Below are 20,037 nucleotides of genomic sequence, written 5' to 3'. Positions count from 1 at the left end.
GTCGGTGAGAGGCGGCCCCTTGTCGGGAAGGACGGGATCGTCATGATTTACCATTGACTCAACGCGGCTTCCGCCAATTTGACACCCCGGAGGTTTGCATATGCACGTTACCGACGTCGACCTCGGATTTGTTCATATAAATCCGTACGTACTCGCTGCATTAATCGCAGCACTTGCAAGCATTACGGTTAATGGCTTTTTTGCATTCCTAATAGCCATGCGATCCGCTCGTGTTAATTTTCAGAACAATCGTACTTTGCAGAATGACATTGAAGAAATTCGAAAAAATAACTTTAACGAGCTCGAGAAAATCAGGAGCGATCACGAAAAAGAAGTCGCCACACTTAAGAGTCAACTCCAGATTAAAGAAGCTAAAGAAATTGATAAGCACGCGAGAAGGCAGAACGAGCGCGAGAGGCAGCGTGCTGATAGGCTTGAGCTCATTGAGCGCCTTAGGGCTAAGCTCGTCACCCTGGAGCCGGAATTTCGGAGAGCGCTTGGATTAACCCCGCAAGCAACAGACGACGAAGTGATCGACGTGGCGCATCGGGTTTTTGGACAGTATTCCGATTTGCGAGAGCTGATGGGCAAGCTGCGTGGAAAAATTCGAGCAAGTCACTACCGAAAAGTAGATGTTCTGCGCGAGATTCTCTTGCGAATTTGCTTAGACGTCGCAATCGACTCAGAAGAGAGGGCCGACCCCAAGCGCAAAGATCGAGTTTCGGAACAATCAGCGCAACTCGATTCATTTATGGATGAGATCGACGACCTCTTCGAAGAAGTGCTAGTCCCGTGGTCGCAAACTTGAGCTTGCTTCTCATGATAATCGCGTTGTTGCCCCTGATTGCCTTATCGTGAGAGCAGCATCCACGTCGCCGCAATGCCTGATATGGAAAATCCTGAAGGTGCCCCCGTCAGCGCGGCTTTGCCGACACCAAAAAATCTCTCAGCATCACGCGCAATACAATTGCTCGCTATGGTCGTCTCAGCGTAGCCCCGCGCGCAGCGCCGTCAAGGACTGCGCAAGTTCGATAAAACCGAATCCTTGACGGCGCTGCGCACGGCGCTTCCAAGTGGTCGCCCACAGCGAGCAATCGCTACAAGGGCAAAGGCGCGAACGGCGCGGTCTCTACCCACGCCGTTCGCTAACCACAAGGCCACTTACAGGAGTAAGCCCCATGGCTAAGCGCAAGCGTACCTCCCGCAACCCCTCCACCCGCCAAGTCCGGGTCGGCAAGATCCACTACACCCGCGGCGTAAACGTCGCCGCCTGCGACGTTTCGTACATCCGCCTTCGCGGTCACTGGCTCACCGCCGCCGGCTTTGCGCCGGGCGACGACATCACCGTTCGCATCTGCCACGGCCGCCTCGTCCTCACTCGCCGCTGATCGTCGATACGGCACCCGTCCCGCCCGGGGCGGGTGCCCTTCGCGTTCCGCAACGTCATTGCTCATCTGGCTTACGGCGTTCCGTCCGCCTATTGCAGAATGGCATTGGTGTACCGATCGCCACGGCGCTCGTTCGGCGCCTCCCCGGATCGTTCCCGACCCGCCACGGCTTCCACCGGCAACGCCGTTCGGCGTGCGTCCCTCACCGCGCTTCCGCCCCAGCCGAATGTTCGGCTTTCCTTCCGTCGCGCGTTGAACACGCCGACCGTTAGACAAGAAAGACGCCGCTCACGGCGATCGACACTTCAAACAACAGGAAGGATCATGAACACGATGCAATCCGCGCACCGGCGCGGCAAGGGATTGCGCGCCAGTGCGCGGCGACTGAGTACCCTCTGGCTCGCGGGCGCCATGCTCGGCGCGCTGAGCCTGCAAGCCCATGCCGACATCTACAACGTCAACGTCTCCAGCGACGCCCCGCAGGATCCGGCTATCACCAACAAGTGCGCGGCCCAGGGCGATACGACGCACTGCTCGCTGCGCGCCGCGATCATGTACGGCAATACGCGCGCCGGTTCGCACACCATCAACTTCGTGGGCGTCACGTCCATCACCGTGGTCAACGGCGGGCTGCCGCAGATGCGCGCGCCGTATACGGTCAACGGCAACAAGGTGGTCATCAACGGCAACGGCCGTCCTTGCCTCGATCTCACCGACTCGGGCACCGCGGCGCTCGGCCATGCCGACGGCGCCACCGGTTCGAAGATCCTCAATCTCGTGATCGGCAACTGCAACGGCAACGGCATCAGCGCCAATGGCCACAGCTATACGTTCAGCGGCAACTACATCGGCGTGAACGTGACCGGCGCCGTCGCGATGCCCAATACCGGCGACGGCATCTCGCTCTCGGCGTCGCACGTCTATCCCGATACCAGCACCGCGTTCCTCTCCAATCTGTATTCGCAGTTCCCGGTGCAGCCGGTCGATGCTTCCGCCGTCAACGCGTTTCAGAGCCAGCTGGCCACCGCGCTGGCCTCGCTCGACCCGGTGCTGGTCACCGGCAACGTCATCGCCGGCAACGGCGGCGACGGCATCGAGATCTTCAGCCAGAACCTCGCGGCGGTCTTCGTCAGCGGCAACATGATCGGCACCGACCTCACGGGCAACATCGCCATCGCGAACGGCGGCCACGGCGTCAACCTCACCGGTACGACGTTCGGCAACATGATCGGCCCCGGCAACGTCATCAGCGGCAACAACGGCAACGGCATCAACGACGTTTCCGGCGCCGTGTTCCTGCCGAACTTCATCATGGGCAACCGCATCGGCCTGAGCGCCGCCAACCAGGCCGTGCACATCGGCAACGCCCTGAGCGGCATCTATGTCGATTCCAAGCCCGATACGTCGGGCGCGAGCTACAACCCGAGCTTCACCGCCGCCGTCATCGGTCCGGCCAATATCATTTCCGACAACAAGGGCGCGAACAACAACGCGTTCCCCGATGTGGGGGCCGACTATGCCGGCGTCATGATCACGGGCGCGAGCAATGGCGTGAAGGTGCTCTACAACACCATTGGCCTGGCGGAGTTTCCCACCGGCACGCCGATCAACTCCGCCGCGTTCGGCAACAAGGGCGACGGCATCATCGTCACCACCACGGGCAACGCCATCACCGGCAACACCGTTTCGGCCAATGCGCGCCACGGCATCACGGTGCGCGGCAGCAGCACCAACAGCACCACCATCACGAAAAACCTCGTGGGCATCAGCGCGAACTTCGCCAACGTCACGACCCTGGGCAACGGCGTCGACGGCATCCATATCGAAACGGCGGCCTCCACGACGGTGGGCGGCCCCGGCGCGAGCGACCGCAACGTCATCGTCGCGAACAAGCGCAATGGCATCAAACTATACAATGGCGGCGGCGACACCAGCGGCTGGGCCAACCTGTTCCAGCGCAACCGGGCGTACGGCAACGCCAAGGCGCTGCCCGGCGTGGACATCGATCTCGAGCACACCACCAATGCGGCCGACTTCGACCACAGCGAATTTCCGGCCAACTACGCCAACCGCGATCAGAACACGCCGCAGATCTGCACGGGCAACGACGCCTCCGGCCCCTGCGTCGGCGGCGCCGCCCCCTTCAACGTGGGTGCGAACACCTCGGCGCGCTGGACGATCGCCACGCATGGCCCGGCCAGTTTTCGCATGGAGTTCTATTCGATCAACGCCGCCACGACGACGGCGGCCACGTCGATGGTGTTTCTGGGCGAGCAGCTGATCACCACCGACGCGACGGGCAAGCCCGCCAACAGCGGCGCGTGTTCGGCAGGGCGTTGCACGGCCACGATAGGGCCCGTATCCACCGGGCGCCGCATCGTGATGACCGCCACCGACGTCACGCCGCTGACCAATGTGCCTTCCGGCAGCGGCTGGCAGGGACAGCTGAAGTGCTTCCTCGGCAACAACGGGATCATTCTGTCGGCCTGCAACGCCAACAACACGTCGGAATACTCGAACGTCGTTGTCATCACCGGGGGCGACGTGCTGTTTGCCAACGGGTTGGACTTCTAGGAATGGTCCGTAGCGTCCATCGTTGACCTGTCATTCCGCGTCGCGTCCGGAGCAAGTCCTGACGCGACGCACGCCGCATCAGGCACTATCGACTTCGCCGGTTTCCCGACGCCGCCTACCAGATATGCACGCGATCCGCAGGCGCGAGATAGAGCTTGTCGCCGGGCTTCACGTCGAACGCGACGTACCACACGTCCATATTGCGGACGACGCCGTTGACGCGGAATTCCGCGGGACTGTGGGGGTCGGCGGTGAGGTTGGCGCGCAGCTGCGCTTCGCGAATGTTCTCGCGATAGGTTTGGGCCCACGAAAGAAAGAAGCGCTGAAGCCCCGAAAAGCCGTCCAGCACGGGCGGTTCGCCGCTCAGCAACGACATCTGGTAGGCCTCCAGCGCGACGCTGAGACCGCCGTTGTCGCCGATGTTCTCGGCGAGGGTGAGGTTGCCGTTGAGGTGCGTGCCGGGCAGGGGTTCGAATTGCGAATACTGCGTCGCGAGCCTTGCGACCAGCGTCTTGAAGCGGGCGACGTCCTCGGCTTTCCACCAGGTGCGCTGGATGCCGTTTTCATCCGACTTCGATCCCTGGTCGTCGAACGCGTGCCCCATCTCGTGGCCGATCACGCCGCCGATGCCGCCGTAGTTGACCGCGGGGTCGGCCTGCGCATCGAAGTAGGGGGGCTGCAGGATCGCCGCGGGAAACACGATTTCGTTGAAATACGCGTTGTAGTAGGCGTTGACGGTTTGCGGCGTCATGCCCCACTCGTCGCGGTCCGTCGGCGCATCGAGGCGGGCGATGCGGCGGCGCCATTCCCACGCTTTCGCGCGCTTGCGGTTGCCGACGGGATCGCCGGCGCGAACATCCAGCGTCGCGTAGTCGCGCCACGTGTCCGGGTAGCCGATCTTGACGCGAAACGCATCGAGTTTTCGAAAGGCCGCCTGCTTGGTTTCGTCGGACATCCAGGCCGCACGCGCGATCCGCGCGCGGTAGGCGGCACGCAGGTTCTCGACCAGCGATGCCACTTGCGCCCTGGCTTCCGGCGTGAAGTGCTCGCGCACATAGAGCGCGCCGACGGCTTCGCCGAGCGCGGTATTCAACGCCACGGTCGCGCGTTTCCAGCGCTCGCACTTCTGCGGTTGTCCCGAGAGCGTCCTGCCGTTGAAGTCGAAGGCGAGGTCGTCGAGGTTGCCGGGCAACATGTCCGCCATGGCGTTGAGGTACTGGAACGTCATGTACGCGCGCCATGTCTTTACGGGTGTCGCGCGGAACAGTTTCGCCAGCGCGCCGACGGCATCGAGTTCCTTCACGACGAAGAAGTCGTGATGCGGGATCTGCGCCGCGGACAATATCGCCAGCCACGGGAAATCCGGCGCGAACGCCACCAGTTCGGCCCGCGAGCGGGGGTGATAGGTCAGATCGCGATCGGCGCGCTTTTCCGCCGACCAGTGCAGCGTCGCGATCTGCGTTTCGAGCGCGGCAACGGCGTTGGCCGAACGCGCCGCCAGCGGATAGCCGCCCATCGACAGCAGTGCTTCGATGTAGGCGCGATGCTTGCGGCGTATCTCGACGAATTTCGCGTCGTCCTTCAGATAGTAGTCGCGGTTCGGAAGGCTCAGGCCGGACTGGACGATGTTCACCGCGTAGCGATCGGGATTTTTGCGTCGGGCCAGGGTGAGATCGAGACTGGGCCGCCCACGTCGATGTCGCGGCGTCCCATGAGGCGCGCGACGTCCTCGTGCGAGCGCGCGGCGGCGATCGCGGCGAGGTCGTCGCGGACCGGTGCGAGGCCCGCCTTGTCGATGGCTTGCGTGTCGAGGTAGGCGTTGTAGTAGTCGGCGATCTTCCGTTCGATCGATCCCGCCGGATTCGGCCGGCTGGCCACCGCTTCGACGATGGCGTTGACGGCCGTCTCGGCATTCGCGCGCAGCATGGAGAACGTACTCCATGACGCGCGATCCGGCGGGATGGCGGTACGGGTCATCCATGCCCCGGCGCTGTAGCGGAAGAAATCGTCTCCCGGCCGGATCGTTCGATCCATGCCGGCGAGGTCGAATCCCCAGGGGCCCGTGTGCGGCTTGGCCGTTTCGCCATGGGCGACGTTGAGCGATAGCAGCAGCAGGGTCGCGGCAACTCGCGCGCGAACGCCGTTCGATGTCATGGCGAATCCTTGAAAGCGGTGGGGACTGCGTACGCGCTACCGCTGGCGCGCTTCGGCGTTGTCGTGCCGCGCCGGGCAACGACGGGGTCGATGGGTGCGACTGAGATGGCGGCGAACGGGAAAGGGTTTACGCGAGGTCGGGGCAGGGGTGGGGCAAGGGGCCGGGCAGGCCCCGAAGGCCCGATCGCGCCCGGGAACGTCGCGAGTGGCCAGCACTCACGCGTGAGTATTCGAGTACTCATGCGTGAGTGATTTTTACTCGCGCGTGAGTGCCCGGCAGTCACCGTCGAGTGGCTGGTACTCACGCGTGAGTGATTTTTGCTCACGCGTGAGCGGCGGGCATTCTCGCGTGAGTGACGGCCAGTCTCGCGTGAGTATGCGGATACTCGCGCGCGAGTGATTTTTGCTCACGCGTGAGTGATGAACAGTCAACGCTGAGTGTTCGTCACTCACGGGTGAGTAGTGGACACTCAAACGACGAAAAAAGCGTGCGAAATGCCCGGAAAAGCGCGGTTTCGGACTGCAAGCGGGCCCGAACGCGGGCGAATCCGCGTTCGAGGTAACGAACGAGGGCATACGTGCTTGCGAGTCTTGGCACTTGCTCCGGCTCGTGCTCGTCACTCAGGCGCAGGCCGGGGTCCAGCTTGTCGGTGTCTACGAAGATCGGACGGTACAAGCTGGATGACTCGCCGCATCCGCGGCTCGCCCTTCGGGCCATTCGCTGCGCGAATGTTCGCTCCGGCATCCCTGCCTTCGCAGTCCGGCCTGCGCCGGTATGACGAGCAAAGGCGAACGTCAAAGGCTGGATGACTCGCCGCATCCGCGGCTCGCCCCTCCGGGGCCGTTCGCTGCGCGAACGTTCGCTCCGGCGTCCTGCCTCCGCAGTCCAGCTTTCGCTGCGATGACGAGCAAGGGCGTTTCATCCGCGAGCAGGAGATTCAGGGACACCCAGATTCAGGGACACCCGCCGATGGATATGCGAGGCCCGAGTCATCGGGGCGAGCTCTGACTTTGCTTTAGCTCGCCATTCCAGCGAAGGCTGGAATCCAGCTTTTAACGCCCGGTCTTCGTAGAAACCGAAAAGCTGGATGACTCGCCGCATCCGCGGCTCGCCCTTCGGCCATTCGCTGCGCGAATATTCGCTCCCGCATCCCTGCCTGCGCAGTCCGGCTTGCACAGGAACGACGTGCAATAACGCGCGCAGACCTTCCCGCACTTGCAGTGCAGCAACACGGTTTCATGACCGGGACGTGACGTTTTTTCGGAAAGCTTCAATGCCGACTCCCACCCGGTCGGCCGACGCCCGCGCCCAGTCAGAATCCGCGCCGGAGCGCTACTGTAAAATGTGATGACTTGCACATATTCACCAGCAGGCGTAGATTCAAAGTGGATAAATTCCGATGTTTTGAATCGTCGCCGCAAGGTCACAGGGGCCTGCGATGGGGTTGAGGTGCGCGCGGTCGTCGTATCGCGGCGCGCGGTCGTACTCGCCCCTGATTCCACCCGCTCGATCGTTGCCGATGCGGCCCGGCGGGAGCCGCATTGCTTCGAAAAACCGACAACCCCTCGTTCGGTGAACGGCCGCCGGCCACGGCGTCGCCGGCAAGGGCGGCATGCCAGACGCCAAGCGTCTCTTGGACGGATGTGACGGATGCGCAATCAACAGGCAACGCACTCTCAACGGGAGAAACAAACATGTCCACTCCGCTATCCGGCAATCAGATTTCTCTGAGCGCCAATCCGATTCCCGCCAACGTCATCTGCGTCTTGAGCGGCTACTGCCAGTCGGCCTATACGCAGTTCGCCCAGGTCCAGGACCAGAACGGCAACGTCGTGGCCCAGATCACCGGCGGCTCGATCGCCCCGGGGCAGATGTCGCCGCCGACCGGCCAGTCCATTTCGTTCAAAGCCGCTGCCGGAACCACTTACACGGTTTCGATCGGCAATACCGGCAATGGCGGCAAGAGCCCGAAGGCCTACAACACGGTGCTCGCGCAGTACCAGACGATCGCTTCGGGCACGAGCACCTATATGGGCGTCTGGCTCTTCATTTCCGAGGACGGTGCCGACAAGGACTTCAACGACAGCACGGTTCAGTTGAGCTGGAACCTGTTCTCGGGTTGATGCCGCGCTGCACAGTGAAGTCGTGAACGCCCTGCGCGACGGCGTCGACAGCCCGTAGCGCGCATCCGGGGCGATCGAAGTACGGCGGCACGCCGCTATGCATCCGCAGCCGCCGTACTTTCCGCAACCGCCGCATGACGTCACGCAACGCTCGCCACCGCAACCCTCGCGCGAGATCGCCCGTGCGCCACACGAATCATCCCTCGAAGCCGTTCGCGAACAGCCTGTCGTTGTCGGGCACAGGCATCACGTTGCCGATGCGCATCAACAGATGCTGCGTGCTGTCGTCCACCGGCACGCCGGGGCGCCGGTCGGATTGCGATCCGATCACGAGCACGCGCCCGTCGGGCTGCAGCGTCGCGGCGTTCGCGAACTCGTCGAAGCGGCCGAAGATTTCCGGGAGGCGAAACAGGCTCGCGCCATTGATCTCGCCGAAGTCGAAGTCCGGCGAGCCGTTCGCCAGCAGACGCGCGACGCCGATGTCCTGCGTGCCGTAGTACACCTCGGTGCCGTTCGTGTTCATGTGCGTGCCGACCGCCACGAGCTTGCCGTCGGGCAGCGGCAGGATCTGCTGCAGGCTGGTGGTGCGGCCTTGCGCGCTCTGCGTCGGCGGGAGGAAGTTCACGGGCGTTACGCCGCCGGTGCCGAAGTTGAGATCGAGCTGGCCGTTGCGCAGCAGGCGCGCGATTCCGACGCCGCCGCCGCTGCGATAGCAGCTCACCATCGCCCGCTGCTGCGCATCGAGCGCGATGTCGCCCGACGCCACGCAACTGCCCGCCAGATGCACGTAGTTGGAATCGCCGGGCCAGCTCGCGTCGACCGAGCCGTCGTCGAGCAGGCGATGCACCACGCCGCCTTCCTGCCCGGTGCCTGTCTGGCCTTCGGTGCCGGCGAAGTACAAGTGTCCGTCGGTGTCCTGCGCGATGCTCTCGACGTACAGGCGGAACGGATTGGTGGTGGTGTGCAGGCGCACCACGCCGCCGTCGCCGAAACCGGTGTCGACGGCGAGGTCGGCCGTGAGGCGCAGCACCAGGCCGAACTGGTCCGTCCCGTTGGCGCCCGGTTGCGCGGTGCTGCCGGCGACGACGATGCGTCCCTGCGCGTCGCGCATGATCGCGTTGAAGGTCGCGCTCCGGCTCGTCGCCTGGAAGTTGAGGTCGGTCCAGGTTTCCAGCGCGCCGTTGCCGAAGAAGTTCGTGTCGACGCTGCCGTCGGGCAAGAGGCGGATCACCGTGCCGCTGTTGCCCACGCTGCCGGCGATCAGGGTGCTGCCGTCGTCCAGCGCCAGTACGGATGTGCACAACACCACATTGTTTCCGGTCGGGCTCAGGCTCAGCGTGCGCCGGCCGTTCGGCGGCGCGAACGACGTGTCGGCGCGGCCGTCGGCCAGCGAGCGCGTCACCACGCACTGGTAGGTGGGCGAGGGGTTGGTGTCGAAGCGCAGCCGTCCGATCGTGGTGATGCGGCCGCTGCCGTCCACGGCGACGTCGGTGCCGGTGGTGTCCTGGCGCGGTCCGCCGCCGAGGAACTCATCGAAATGCTGCAGGCGATAGCCGGTGTTGAAGCCGAAATCGGGATCGAGAAAACCGCTGGCCACGGCGGGATCGGCCATGCCCAGGCGCGCGATCAGGAAGCGCGTGGCCTGGGTGCCGAAGTCGCGCTGTCCCACGATCACCGGACGTCCGCGCGGATCGAGCACGAGGTTGCTGACCTGTTCCCAGTACGATTCGCTGCTGGCAGTGACGTACGGATCGCCCACGCGCAGCCGGCTGTATCCGGATTGATAGCCGAAGCCGAAGTCGGTGGAGCCGTCGGCGTTGAGTCGCGTCACGTACCAGTCGAATTCGTTGTTCGGCTGGTCGGCGACGTCGAGCGTCGCGGCCATCACGATCTTGCCGTCCGCTTGCAGCGCGATGCGCGGCAGCGAGTACAGCGTGCCCATGGGCGAGGTGAAGCCCAGCGGTTCGACCAGGCCGTCGCCGCCGAAGCTCGTGTCGGGCAAGCCGTTCGTGCCGAGGCGCAGCACGCCGGCGGCCAGCAGCGGGCCGGGTGTCGCGCCGGAGACATCGGGTTCGCAACCCATCAGCGTGCGACCGCTGCCGTCGATCGCGAGGCTGGCGATGCGGTCGCAGCGCGATACGAAGCCGCGCCCGCCGCCGCCGTTGCCGTTCGCGCCGTTCATGCCCGCGCCGTAGCCGCCGTCGAGCGAGCCGTCGTCGAGCACGCGGAAAATCACGCCGTGACGCACGCTGCCGGGCTGCTGCGTGGTGCCGCCCACGAGGATGCGGCCTTGCGCATCGAGCACGAGCGAGGTGGGCTGCACCAGCGGCGTGCTGAAGTCGGCGAGCGGCACCGCGCCGTCGAATCCGAAGCCGGTATCGAGCGTGCCGTCGGCGAGAAAGCGAACGAGGATGCCGCGTGCCTGGCCGTTGGCCTGCACGCGCCCCACGGCGAGCAGCCGGCCCTGCGCATCCACGACGGAATCGACGAAGAGCGTGCTTTCGGCCGGGTCGATCCAGCCGATCTGTGCGTTGAGTTCGAACACGCCGTTGTCGAAGAAGGTCGTGTCGGGGGTCGCGTCCGCGTTCAGGCGCGCGACCATGCCGGTGAGGCGGTCGTTGCTGGTGGTCGCGTAGCCGATCGCCAGGAGGCGGCCGTCCGGCAGCACTTCGAGCGAGGCGCACAGCTCGACGTTGGAACCGCCACGATCCAGCGTCAGCCGCTGCTGGATTTCGAGGTCGCGGCCGCCGGGCGTGGAGATGAAGACCAGGCAGTCGGCGTTCGCGCTGCTGCCGGGATGCGACAGCGTGCCGATGGCGATCACGCGGCCTTGTGCGTCGAACTTCGCGTCGCGCAGCGTCTGGAATCGACCGCGATCGCCGCCGACGAATTCGTCGAGTTGCGCCCAGCCGCGGTACAGAAAACTCGGGTCGAGCAGTCCGTCGCGGGCGAGGCTCGCGCCGGAGACGAGCAGGGTCAGCAGAAAAAAGACGCATCGTGCGGCGTGCATGGGAGTCCCTCGCGGTGGTGTCCGTTGTTGGGACATACGTCGCCGCGGGCGAAACCTGACAGGCGCGTGTTGCGAGCGGGCCGATGCTCGCGACCGTCTTCTTCGCGGGGGCGGACGCGACTTTCCGCAAGTCCCGCCGTTGCGACTAAACCAGAACTCGACGCGATCGTGCGCTTCGCCCCCTCAACCCAACCTTCTCCCCCAAGGCGGTTGGGGGAGAAGGAGCCGAGGATTCAGACGCTGCGCCGCTTTAGCCCTCTCCTCCAAGCTTGCTTGGGGGAAAGGGTTGGGTGAGGGGGCGACGGCAAGGTCTTCGTTGCCCTGACAGGAAATCCGCTCGCGAGCACGGCACACGCTGGTTTCGGACGACGGCAAGCGTTCGCCTGACTGGCCCCTGGCGAGCGAAGAGAAAAAGGCCGACAAAGTAAAAACTGAATTCTTATCTCTTCCGGGCGGCGAAGCGCCGCAGCCTACGACAAGAACCCGCGCTCCAGCCCATCCAGCGCCTCCTGCCCGAGCCGCGCCAGATCCGGCTTGCCGTCCTTCTCATACCAATACCGCATCGTCGCGCGGATAACCCCGATCGCCGCCCCGGCCATCAGCCGCGCCCGGCGTTCCGACGCCGCGCCGCCGCCGAAGCGGCGCTGGAACGTCGCGGCCATCGCCGTTTCCCAGTCGCGGTCGATTTCGTGTTCGCGCGCGGCGAGCGCCGGCACCGAGTCGACCAGGCGCTGCTGCGCGAGGATCGTTTCGCGATTCGCCGAGTACTCGCGCGCGAACGTCTCGCAGATCGCGCGCAGGCCGTCGACCGGGTTCGGCGATTCGTCGGCCCCGTCGAGCAGCGCGAGAAAGCGTTCGAGGCGCTCGGTCCGGTGCGGAAAAGCGAGCGCTTCCTTGTTCTCGAAGTAGCGGAAGAACGTGCGCCGGCTCACGCCGGCGTCTGCGCAGATCTCGTCGATCGTCGTCCGCTCGAAGCCGTGGCTGTGGAACCGGCGGTTCGCCGCGGCGACCAGCGATCGGCGGACTGCGGCCTTTTTTAGTTCTCGCAGTGGCATTTCCGCTCCGGCGCGGCTATAACGGCGGACCGCTAAAGTGCCACCGAGTGCCAGTTTTGGCTAGCGTCCCCACGATTGCCCCTCACGCGCCGGCGCATTGGCGCGGCGGAGCGCCCGCGTTCGCGCCGGCCGAGCTTGCGAGCGCCTGCGCCCAGGTGCGCCACACCGCGGTCGTCATCCGCGACGAACGCGACGGCCGGCTCGGCGTCGGTCTCGACGGCGTACTCGCCGCCGCGGGCGACAGCGGCGCGTGGCCCGTGCTCGGCATGTTGCCTCCGCTGTATCCCGAATGGCTCGGCGACCGCACGTTCAACGAGACGCACGGCACGCGCTTCCCGTACGTCGCGGGCGCGATGGCGAACGGCATCGCCACGACCGCGCTCGTGATCGCGCTGGCGCGCGCGGGCTGCCTCGGCTTCTTCGGCGCCGCGGGTCTGTCGCCGGCGCGCGTGGAAGCCGCGGTCGACGAACTGGCCCGCGAACTCGATCCGCGCGGGCTGCCGTGGGGCGCGAACCTCATCCACAGCCCGAGCGAGCCCGCGATCGAAGACGCGGTCGCCGATATCTTCATTCGCCGCGGCGTGCGCTGCGTCGAAGCGTCGGCGTTCATGGCACTTACGCCGGCGATCGTGCGCTACGCGGCGACCGGCCTCACGGTCGACGGCGCCGGCAATATCGCGCGCCGCCATCGCGTGCTGGCGAAGGTGTCACGCGAGGAAGTGGCGAAGCACTTCATGGCGCCGATGCCGGTCGCGATGCTCGACGCGCTCGTCGCGCGCGGCGAACTCACGCGCGCCGAAGCCGACCTCGCCGCGCGCGTGCCGCTCGCCGAAGACATCACCTGCGAAGCCGATTCCGGCGGCCACACCGACAACCGTCCGCTGGCCGCGCTGCTGCCGACGATCATGGCGCTGCGCGACCGCATCGCGGCGGAGCAGCGCTACGCGCGGCCGATCCGCGTCGGCGCCGCCGGCGGCCTCGGCACGCCGGGCGCGCTCGCGTCGGCGTTCGCGCTCGGCGCGGCGTACGTGCAGACCGGCTCGGTGAACCAGGCCTGCGTGGAATCGGGTCTCGGCGCCGGCGCGCGCGCGATGCTCGCGCAAGCGTCGATGGCCGACGTGATCATGGCGCCGGCGGCCGACATGTTCGAGATGGGCGTCGACGTGCAGGTGCTGCGTCGCGGCACGATGTTCGCGATCCGCGCGAGGAAGCTCTACGAGGTCTGGCGCGCGTATCCGTCGCTCGACGCGGTTCCGGCCGCCGAGCGCGCGAAGATCGAGAAGGAGATGCTGCGCGCGAGCTTCGAGGAGGCATGGGCCTCGACGCGCGCGTTCTGGTCGTCGCGCGACGCCTCGCAGGTCGCGCGCGCCGAATCCGATCCGAAGCACCGCATGGCGCTGGTGTTCCGTTCGTACCTCGGTCTTTCGAGCCGCTGGGCGATCGACGGCGTGACCGAGCGGCTGACCGACTACCAGATCTGGTGCGGCCCGGCGATGGGCGCGTTCAACACGTGGGCCGCCGGCAGCTTCCTCGAAGCGCCCGCGCAGCGCACCGCGGTGCAGGTTGCGTTGAACCTGCTCGAAGGCGCCGCGGTCGTCACGCGCGCGCAGCAGCTGCGCACGTTCGGGTTGGCGATTCCGCCGTCCGCATTCGATTTCCGTCCAAGGCCTCTCGCATGAGTTCTTTGAAGCGCCAGCCGATCGCCATCGTCGGCGTCAGCGCGATCTTTCCCGGCTCGCACGACGCGAACGGCTTCTGGCGCGACATCCTTGCCGGCAAGGATCTCTTGACCGACGTGCCGTCGACGCACTGGCGCATCGACGATTACTACGACGCCGATCCGTCGGCGCCCGACAAGACGTACGCGCGCCGCGGCGGGTTTCTCGCGCCGATGGATTTCGATGCGCTCGGCTGGGGCATTCCGCCTTCGACGATTCCCGCGACCGACACCTCGCAGCTGCTCGCGCTGATCGCCGCGCGCGCGGTGCTCGAAGACGCGGCGCGCGAGCAGTTCGAGACGATGGACCGCTCGCGCATCTCGGTGATCCTCGGCGTCACGAGCGCGCAGGAGCTCTTGTTCTCGCTGGTGTCGCGCCTGCAGCGTCCGGTCTGGCAGAAGGCGCTGCGCGAAACGGGCCTGCCCGAAGACGACGTTCAAGCCGCCTGCGCGCGCATCGCCGCGCAGTACGTGCCGTGGCAGGAGGCGTCGTTCCCGGGCCTGCTCGGCAACGTCGTCGCGGGGCGCATCGCGAACCGGCTGGGCCTGGGCGGCACGAATTGCGTGACCGATGCCGCGTGCGCGTCGAGCTTTTCGGCGATCCAGATGGCGGTCAACGAGCTGCAGCTCGGCGATTCCGATCTCGTGATCTCCGGCGGCGTCGACACGCTCAACGACATCTTCATGTACATGTGCTTCTCGAAGACGCCCGCGCTGTCGGCGAGCGGCGACTGCCGGCCGTTCTCGGACCAGGCCGACGGCACGATGCTCGGCGAAGGCCTCGGCATGGTCGCGTTGAAGCGCCTCAATGACGCCGAGCGCGACGGCGACCGCATCTACGCGGTGCTGCGCGGCGTCGGCACGTCGTCGGACGGCCGCGCGAAATCGGTGTACGCGCCGGTGTCGGCGGGGCAGGCGGTCGCGTTGCGTCGCGCCTACGCACAGGCCGGCTTCGGACCCGAGACCGTCGAACTCGTCGAGGCGCACGGCACCGGCACGAAGGCCGGCGACGCCGCCGAGTTCGAGGGTTTGCGCAGCGTCTACGCCGAAGCCGATGCCGCACGCACGCAGTGGTGCGCGCTGGGCTCGGTGAAGAGCCAGATCGGCCACACGAAGGCCGCCGCGGGCGCCGCGGGCCTGTTCAAGGCCGTGATGGCGCTGCACCACAGGGTGCTGCCGCCGACGATCAAGGCCGACGTGCCGAATCCCAACCTGGATTTGGGAACCAGTCCGTTCTACCTCAACACGTCGGCGCGGCCGTGGGTCCGCGACGCGTCGCATCCGCGGCGCGCGGCAGTCAGCGCGTTCGGTTTCGGCGGTTCGAATTTTCATCTCGCGCTCGAGGAATACACGGGCGCCGCACCGCGCGCCGAACGGCTCGCGACGCAGTCGCACGATCTCGTCGCACTGAGTGCGCCGAACGCCGACGCGATGCTCGCACGCATCGCGCTGCTGCGCCGGTCGTGCGCGAGCCAGATTCCGCTGTCGTCGATCGCGCGCGATTCGCGCGAGGCGTTCGATCACACGGCCGCGTTGCGTCTCGCGCTCGTCGCGGCGAGCGTCGACGAACTCGATGGGCGGCTAGCCCTCGCACACACCAAGATCGCCGACGATCCGGCAGTGTCGTTCCAGCTGCCGGACGGCACGAGCTACGGCGTCGGCGCGCCCGACGGCGCGCTCGCGCTGCTGTTTCCGGGGCAGGGCAGCCAGTACGCCGGCATGGGCGCCGCCGCGGCGATGCAGTTCGACGCGGCGCGCGCGGTGTGGGATCGCGCGGCCGACCTGCGCATCCACGACGTCGCGTTCGGCCGTTCGACCGACGCGCTGACGCACACCGAAAACGCGCAGCCGGCGCTGGGCCTCGCGTCGATCGCGCTGCTCGCCGTGTTGCGCGAGCTTGGCGTCGAAGGCGCGATGACCGCCGGCCACAGCTTCGGCGAGATCGTCGCGCTGCACGCGGCCGGTGTCGTCGACGAAGCCGACGCGCTGCGCATCGCGCGCCGCCGCGGCGAACTGATGCGCGACGCGGCGGCGAGCGGCAGCGGCGCGATGTGCGCGCTCGCGTGCTCGATCGAACGCGCGCGCGCGCTGATCGGTCCGTCGCTCGCGATCGCCAATCACAACGCGCCCGAGCAGGTGGTCGTGTCGGGACCGCTGGAGGCCATCGCCGCACTCGAGACGCAAGGCATCGCGGCGAAACGTCTGCCGGTTGCCGCCGCATTCCATTCCGCGCAGGTCGAACCCGCGTGCGCGCCGTTCGGCGCGTTCCTCGCCGGCATCGACTTCGCCGCGCCGCGCGTGCCGGTCTATGCGAACGCACACGCCGCGCCTTACGACGGCGATGTCGGCACGATCCTCGCGCAGCAGATCGCGCAGCCGGTGCGCTTCGTCGAGACGATCGACGCGATGTACGCCGCGGGCGCGCGCTGCTTCGTCGAAGTCGGCCCGGGCACGGTGCTCAAGGGCCTCGTCGGCGCGATTCTCGGCAAGCGCGCGCATCGCGCGATCGCGCTCGATCGCAAGCACCGATCCGATCCGGGCAAGAACGATCTCGAGCCGCTGCTCGCGGGCCTCGCGCAGCTCGTCGCCGCCGGCCATGTGACGCGCGTGTCGGCGTTGTTCGCCGACGTGCGCGTGCCGGCGCCGCCCGCGAAGCACAAGCACGGCATCGCGATCAGCGGCACCAACGTCGGCAAGCCGTATCCGCCGGCCGATCCGTCGCAGCTGCCGGCGCCGAATCCGCCGCGCGCGAATCCGTCACCGTCGAATCCAGCACCGTCGAATCCGCCGCGCGCGGAACCCGCATCCGTCGTCGAGGTACGCACCGTGAACCCAGAACAGCCACTGTCGCCGGCCTGGCTCGCCGCGTTCCAGGAAGCGCAGCAGCAGACCGCGAACGCACATGCCGCCTACCAGCGCGCGCTGAGCGACAGCCACATGCAATACCTCAAGCTCGCCGAGAGCGCGATCAACGGGCTCACCGCGCTGCTCGGTGCGGCGCCGCCCGCTGTCGGTGCGGCGTCGGTCGCGCCTGCCTTGCCGCAGATCGCGCCTGCGCAGATCGCCGCGCCAATGCCTGCACCGATGCCGATGCCGGCACCGGTCATCGTGGCCGCGCCCGCGCCGGTCGCACCGCCGGTGCCGGTCGTCGTCGCGGCGCCCGTCGCCGTTGCCGCGCCGGCGCCGAGCACGGACCTCGCCGCGCTCCTCCTCGCCGTCGTCGCCGACAAGACCGGCTATCCCGCCGAGATGATCAACCTCGACATGGATCTCGAAGCCGACCTCGGCGTCGATTCGATCAAGCGCGTCGAAATCCTCTCCGCGGTGCAGGCGCACGGCACCGTCGCCGCGCAGGCCGATCGCACGAAGCTGAGCGGCATGCACACGCTGCGGCAGATCGCCGAATATCTGCAGGGCGGTGCGCCGGTCGCCACGCCCGTCGCGGCACCCGTCGCCATGCCGGCCGCCGCGCCGGTCGACGACATCGCGGGCATCCTGCTCGGTGTCGTCGCCGAGAAGACCGGCTATCCGGTCGAGATGCTGAACCTCGCGATGGACATCGAAGCCGATCTCGGCATCGACTCGATCAAGCGAGTGGAAATTCTCGCCGCGATGACCGAGCGCGTGCCCGGGATCGCGAAAGACGGCGCGCGCCCGCCGGCGCTGCACACGCTGGCCGACATCGTGGCGTACCTCGGCGCGGCTCCGGCGACGGCTCCGGCGGCGGCGCCGGGTGCAGAAGTGCCAAAAGCAAAATCGCTGCGCCGCGCCGAACTCGGCCGCTTCGTCACCGAACTGATGCCGGCGCCGGCAGCGGGCTTCGCGGCGCCGGGCCTCGTCGGTGGCGAGCCGGTGTTCGTGCTCGGCGCCGCGGGTCTCGACGCCGCGGTCGCGACCGCGCTGCGCACCCACGGTGTCGACGCGCGCGCGGTCGACGCGTTGCCCGACGGCGCGAAGCGCTGCGTCTATCTCGGCGGCCTGCGCGGCGTCGACGACGCCACGCAGGCGATGGCCGTGAACCGCGAGGCGTTCGTCGTCGCGCAGCGTCTGGCCGCCGTCGACGATGCGCTGTTCGTGACCGTGCAGGACACCGGCGGCCACTTCGGCCTGCGCAACGCCGACGCGCGCCGCGCGTGGCTCGCGGGTCTGCCGGCGCTGGTCAAGACCGCTGCGCTGGAATGGCCGCGCGCGACGCTGAAGTCGATCGACGTGGAACGCGGCACGCGCGACGACGCGGCGCTCGCCGAAGCCATCGCCGACGAACTGTTGCGCGGCGGCGGCGAGATCGAAGTGGCGTTGCCCGCCGCCGGCGGCCGCTACACGTTGCAGAGCGTCGCACGCGCGGTGCGTCCGTCGGTCGCCGCGATCGATACGGGCGACGTCGTCGTCGTGTCGGGCGGCGCGCGCGGGGTGACCGCCGGTTGCATCGTGGCGTGGGCCAAGCAGTGCAAGGCGCGGTTCGTGCTGCTCGGACGCACGCCGCTCGCCGACGAACCCGCCGATTGCGCCGGCGCCGTCGACGAGGCGGCTTTGAAGCGCATCGTGCTCGCACGCGGCGCATCGCTCACGCCGAACGAACTGTCGCGGGAAGTCGATCGCATCGTCGGCGCGCGCGAGATCCGCGCGACGCTCGCGGCGATTCAGGCGCACGGCGCGCAGGCGCGCTACGAATCGGTCGCGGTCGACGATGCCGCCGCGCTTGCGGCGACGCTCGATCGCGTGCGCCGCGAGTGGGGACCCGTTGCGGGCGTCGTGCATGCCGCGGGCGTGCTCGCCGATCGCCGCATCGCCGACAAGACGCTGGCGCAGTTCGATCTCGTGTTCGGCACGAAGGTCGGCGGGCTGCATGCGTTGCTCGACGCGACCGCGGCCGATCCGCTGAAGCTCTTGTGCGTGTTCTCGTCGGTGTCGGCCCGCTGCGGCAACACCGGGCAGAGCGACTACGCGATGGCGAACGAAGTGCTCGCGAAGGTCGTCGCGGCGCAGGCGCGCAAGCGCCCGGGCCTGCGCGCGAAATCGCTGGGATGGGGACCGTGGGAAGGCGGGATGGTCTCGCCGGAGCTCAAGGCGCGCTTCGCCGAACTCGGCGTGCCGATGATTCCGCTCGACACGGGCGCTGCGATGTTCGCCGACGAAATGCGCGACTCGCGCGCCGCCGACATCGAGCTCGTGCTCGGCGGCGAGCCGCGCGGCGAAGCGCTGCTGATGGACGGCGTCGAGGCGCGCGTGCAGGGCGTTGAGCTGGTCGTCTCGCGCGCGAGCCACGCGTTTCTCGAAGGCCACGCGGTGAAGGGCACGCCGGTGGTGCCGGTCGTGCTCGTCGCCGAATGGATGGCGCGCGCGGCGCGCAGCTTCCGACCGGGCCTCGCGCTCGCCAGCCTGCACGAACTGAAGGTGCTCAAGGGCATCCGGCTCGGCGGATTCGACAACGGCGGCGATCGCTGCCGCATCGAGGCGACGCCGCTGCCGAGCGAGCGCGGCGCGCAGCTGATGATGACCGTGCGCGACGCGCGCGGCACGCTGAACTACAGCGCGCGTGCGGAACTCTTGCCCGAGCCGCCGAAAGTCCGGCGCGAGGCGCCCGCGCTCGCGCTGGACGCGTGGAGCGGCGAAAGCATCTATCCCGAGCTTTTGTTCCATCGCAAGCAGTTCGAGCTGATCGACGAGGTACACGGCATCTCGGACGAGGGCATCGGCGCGACGGTGCGCGGCGTCGACGCGGCCGGTTGGAACGGCGAGCGCTGGTCGCTCGACGTCGCGGCACTCGACGGCGGCCTGCAGATCGCGGCGCTGCACGGCCGGCGCATGCTCGGCGGCCAGACGCTGCCGACGGCGATCGGCGAGCTGCGGCACTTCGGCGCCGAGCCGGTCGCCGGCCCGATCACGGCCACCGCGTACGTGCGCAAGGTCGGCACCAGCGACACGACGACCGACATCGTGCTGACCGACAAGAGCGGAAAGCGCTACGCCGAAATGATCGGCGTGCAGAATCACGCGCTGCCGAACGGCGCCTAG

At 67.3% G+C, this 20,037-nt stretch carries 9 protein-coding genes and 1 pseudogene; 6 read left to right on the top strand and 4 right to left on the bottom strand.

Annotated features, from left to right (window positions below; genetic code table 11):
* The first annotated feature begins 100 nt into the window (after positions 1-100).
* The 3 genes from OD750_RS10190 (at position 101) to OD750_RS10180 (ending at position 3,962) form a co-directional block, all read left to right on the top strand.
* Positions 101-808 carry a hypothetical protein gene (locus OD750_RS10190; protein ID WP_263545325.1) on the top strand — a complete coding sequence of 236 codons (708 nt, stop codon included), beginning with the start codon at positions 101-103 and terminating at the stop codon, positions 806-808.
* 370 nt (positions 809-1,178) lie between these two features.
* Complete coding sequence (locus OD750_RS10185) at positions 1,179-1,388, top strand: type I toxin-antitoxin system SymE family toxin (protein ID WP_263545324.1); 210 nt, start codon at positions 1,179-1,181, stop codon at positions 1,386-1,388.
* Positions 1,389-1,640: 252 nt separating this feature from the next.
* The gene (locus OD750_RS10180; RefSeq protein ID WP_263545323.1) at positions 1,641-3,962 is read left to right on the top strand and encodes a hypothetical protein; all 2,322 of its coding nucleotides are present in this window, start codon (positions 1,641-1,643) and stop codon (positions 3,960-3,962) included.
* A gap of 115 nt (positions 3,963-4,077) precedes the next feature.
* On the opposite strand, the gene OD750_RS10175 is transcribed toward OD750_RS10180, so the two are convergent.
* Both OD750_RS10175 and OD750_RS10170 read right to left on the bottom strand, forming a co-directional pair.
* Positions 4,078-4,713 (bottom strand): M13-type metalloendopeptidase, encoded by a 636-nt coding sequence (locus tag OD750_RS10175; RefSeq protein ID WP_263545331.1) that lies wholly within the window; start codon positions 4,711-4,713, stop codon positions 4,078-4,080.
* Positions 4,714-4,908: 195 nt separating this feature from the next.
* Positions 4,909-5,939, bottom strand: a pseudogene (locus OD750_RS10170) (M13 family metallopeptidase); the annotation flags it as partial.
* A gap of 1,872 nt (positions 5,940-7,811) precedes the next feature.
* Between OD750_RS10170 and OD750_RS10165 the strand changes: the two are divergent.
* Positions 7,812-8,240 (top strand): fucose-binding lectin II, encoded by a 429-nt coding sequence (locus OD750_RS10165; protein ID WP_263545322.1) that lies wholly within the window; start codon positions 7,812-7,814, stop codon positions 8,238-8,240.
* Between the two features lie 196 nt (positions 8,241-8,436).
* Here the strand turns inward: OD750_RS10165 and OD750_RS10160 are convergent, their stop codons facing one another.
* Positions 8,437-11,250, bottom strand: a complete 2,814-nt coding sequence (locus OD750_RS10160) for a hypothetical protein (protein WP_263545321.1) — start codon at positions 11,248-11,250, stop codon at positions 8,437-8,439.
* A gap of 470 nt (positions 11,251-11,720) precedes the next feature.
* Positions 11,721-12,305, bottom strand: a complete 585-nt coding sequence (locus OD750_RS10155) for a TetR/AcrR family transcriptional regulator (RefSeq protein WP_263545320.1) — start codon at positions 12,303-12,305, stop codon at positions 11,721-11,723.
* Between the two features lie 56 nt (positions 12,306-12,361).
* On the opposite strand from OD750_RS10155, the gene OD750_RS10150 reads away from it, so the two are divergent.
* The gene (locus OD750_RS10150) at positions 12,362-13,984 is read left to right on the top strand and encodes a PfaD family polyunsaturated fatty acid/polyketide biosynthesis protein (protein WP_263545319.1); all 1,623 of its coding nucleotides are present in this window, start codon (positions 12,362-12,364) and stop codon (positions 13,982-13,984) included.
* Positions 13,981-20,037 (top strand): type I polyketide synthase, encoded by a 6,057-nt coding sequence (locus tag OD750_RS10145; protein ID WP_263545318.1) that lies wholly within the window; start codon positions 13,981-13,983, stop codon positions 20,035-20,037. The genes OD750_RS10150 and OD750_RS10145 overlap by 4 nt, the downstream gene beginning before the upstream one ends.

The sequence above is a fragment of the Tahibacter soli genome, from assembly GCF_025717065.2.
Lineage (GTDB): Bacteria > Pseudomonadota > Gammaproteobacteria > Xanthomonadales > Rhodanobacteraceae > Tahibacter > Tahibacter soli.
Note: the sequence above shows the minus strand (reverse complement) of the source record. Positions and strands in the feature narration are given on the sequence as shown.